Annotated in this window: 3 protein-coding genes; all 3 read right to left on the reverse strand. The window is 69.8% G+C overall.

Annotated elements, in window-relative coordinates; genetic code table 11:
• Positions 1-1088 (reverse strand): peptide chain release factor 1 (gene prfA, locus HMPREF0975_RS01990; RefSeq protein ID WP_009232437.1); only part of this gene is annotated, 1088 nt, incomplete at its 3' end.
• A 120-nt stretch (positions 1089-1208) separates the two neighbouring features.
• A complete protein-coding gene (gene rpmE / locus HMPREF0975_RS01995; RefSeq protein ID WP_009232438.1) occupies positions 1209-1421 on the reverse strand; it encodes a 50S ribosomal protein L31 in 213 nt (70 codons plus the stop codon).
• Positions 1422-1605: 184 nt separating this feature from the next.
• Positions 1606-3063: transcription termination factor Rho (gene rho / locus HMPREF0975_RS02000; protein WP_009232439.1), on the reverse strand; the 1458-nt coding region annotated here is incomplete at its 5' end.

Here is a 3063-nt window from a genome sequence, read left to right on the forward strand (position 1 = left end):
CCACTGCCCTCACCCACCTGGGATAATCGTTCAGCCTCGTCCATGGCGATGGCCGAGGCGATCACCGGGCCGAGATCACCGTCAAGAACGGCATCGAGGTTGTAGGCCTTGAAGCCGGTGCGGTGGTCGGCGATCCGGTTCTCAGGGAAATTGTAGGTGCGGATTCGCTCGGAGCGGTCCACAGTGCGCACCTGACTGCGACGGGCCTGCGCGGCCTCGGCGGCGGCGGCGGCCGCTCGCTCGGCCAGGAGCCGGGCCCGCAGGACCCGCATGGCCGCTTCCTTGTTCTGCAGCTGGGACTTCTCGTTCTGCATCGATACGACGATCCCGGAGGGCAGGTGGGTGATGCGCACGGCCGAGTCGGTGGTGTTGACGCTCTGGCCCCCCGGCCCCGAGGAGCGGAAGACGTCGATGCGCAGGTCTGCGGCGTCGATCTGGAGCTCACCGGGGTCGTCGGCCTCCGGCATGACCAAGACGCCGGCCGCGGAGGTGTGGATGCGCCCTTGCGACTCGGTGACCGGGACGCGCTGGACGCGGTGGACGCCGCCCTCGTACTTCAGGTGTGCCCACACCCCGTCTTGGGGCTCCACGGGTCCGCGGGTCTTGATGGCCAGCCGCACGTCCTTGTAACCGCCCAGGTCGGAGTCGGTGGCGTCGAGAACCTCGACGGCCCACCCCTGTCGTTCGGCGTAGCGGGAGTACATGCGGGCCAGGTCGGAGGCGAACAACGCCGACTCCTCCCCGCCCTCACCGGCCTTGACCTCGATGATGACGTCGCGGGCGTCGTCGGGGTCGCGGGGCACGAGGACCTCGCGCAGATGCTCGCCGGCCTCGGTCGCGGCCGCCTCGAGACCCGGGACCTCGGCGGCGAAGTCCTCTTCCTCCGCCGCCAGCTCGCGGGCATCGGCCAGATCGGCGCTGGCCGTCTGCCAGGCCCGGTAGGCGGCAACGACCCTGCCCAGCTCGGCGTAGCGGCGCCCCAGCCGACGCATGGCGCCGGGGTCGGCTGCCGCGGGCCCGGCCATCTCGGCCTCGATGTCCGCGTACTCGGCCAGGAGCGGCTCGGCGGCGGAGAAGTCCTCACTCATGGACTCGGGTTCCTTCATGGGCTGGGAATCGTGCTGACGCGCACCTGCGATACACGCCGCGATATGCGAACGACGCCGACGGCGGCTCTGGGAGCCGGCCGCCGACGTCGTTAGACGCGGTTACTTGCCGCGCTTGCCGTACCGGGCCTCGAAGCGGGCGACTCGGCCACCGGTGTCGAGGATCTTCTGCTTGCCGGTGTAGAAGGGGTGGCAGGCCGAGCACACGTCCACGCGGATCTCACCGGAGGTGACGGTGGAGCGGGTCTCGAAGGTGTTGCCACAGGTACACGTGACCGTGGTGGCCACGTAGTCGGGGTGAATGCCCTGCTTCATAGGTTTCTCCTTAAGCGTCAGAGGGTCCCGGGTCCCGCGCGGGGGCGCAGGTGAACCGGAGGCCAGCAGCAGACTATGCCACCGGCCGGCTCACCCGCGCAACGGCTGTGCCTGGTGATAACGGGCACCTGCCCGGAGTCGAGTTCGCCCGGTCCTGTCGGGAACCGAACCGGTTCCGCAGGTTCTACTCGTCCTCACCGTCGGCCGGCGAGGCGCTGGCCGGAGTGGTCTTGGACAGGACCATGAGGAACTCGGCGTTGGACTGGGTGTCCTTGAGCTTGGACAGCACCAGCTCGAGGGCCTGCTGCTGCTCGAGCCCGGCGAAGAGGCGGCGCAGGCGCCACATGATCTTGAGCTGGGCGGGGTCGATGAGCAGTTCCTCGCGGCGGGTGCCGGAGGCGGCCACGTCCACGGCCGGGAAGATGCGCTTGTCGGCGAGCTGGCGCGACAGGCGCAGCTCCATGTTCCCGGTGCCCTTGAACTCCTCGAAGATGACCTCGTCCATCTTGGAGCCGGTCTCCACCAGGGCCGTGGCCAGGATGGTCAGGCTGCCGCCGTTCTCCACGTTGCGGGCGGCGCCGAAGAAGCGCTTGGGCGGGTAGAGGGCGGAGGCGTCCACACCACCGGAGAGGATTCGGCCGCTGGCAGGCGCCGCCAGGTTGTAGGCGCGCCCGAGGCGGGTGATGGAGTCCAGCAGCACGACGACGTCCTGCCCCAGCTCCACGAGGCGCTTGGCGCGCTCGATGGCCAGCTCGGCCACGATCGTGTGGTCGGAGGCGGGCCGGTCGAAGGTGGAGGCGATGACCTCCCCCTTGACGGTGCGCTGCATGTCGGTGACCTCCTCGGGGCGCTCGTCGACGAGCACGACCATGAGGTGGGCCTCGGGGTTGTTGACGCTGATGGCGTTGGCGATCTGCTGCAGAACGATCGTCTTACCCGCCTTGGGCGGGGAGACGATGAGCCCTCGCTGCCCCTTGCCGATGGGCGAGACCAGGTCGATGATCCGCGGGGTGACGGCCTTGGGCGTGGTCTCCAGGCGCAGCTGCTCCTGGGGGTAGAGGGGGGTGAGCTTGGCGAACTCGGGGCGGCGCTTGGAGCGCTCGGCGTCCATGCCGTTGACGGTCTCGACGCTGACCATGGGGTTGTACTTGACTCGGCCGGCGCGGTTCTGACGGCGGTTGTTGCGTCCGCCGTGGTGGGGCGCGGAGGAATCTCCGCCCTCGCGGACCCAGCCGGTCACGGCGTCGCCGGCGCGCAGCCCGTTGTCCTTGATGAGCTGGTTGGAGACGTAGACGTCTTTGGGGCCGGGCAGATAGCCGGAGGTACGCAAGTAGGCGTGCTGATTGTCGGTGACGTCCAGGATGCCGGCCACCGGCAGGAGGACCTCGTCCTCGCGCGGCTGGTTGCGGTTGCCCCGCCCGCCGTTGTTGTCACGGTGCTCGCGGCCAGCGTCACGGTCGTCACGGTCGAAGCGGTCGCGTCCGCGCTTGCGGCCCCGACGTCGACGCCCGCCGCGCTCGTCGTCGTAGCCGTCGGCGTCGTCATTGCCGTCGCGGCCCCGGCGCGAGCGCTCCTGGGGCTCGACGACGGAGGTCCCAGTGGCGTCGGCCAGGTCGCGCATGAGAGCGGCCTTGGCATCGGC

Source organism: Actinomyces sp. oral taxon 849 str. F0330, assembly GCF_000239715.1.
Taxonomy (GTDB): domain Bacteria; phylum Actinomycetota; class Actinomycetes; order Actinomycetales; family Actinomycetaceae; genus Actinomyces; species Actinomyces johnsonii.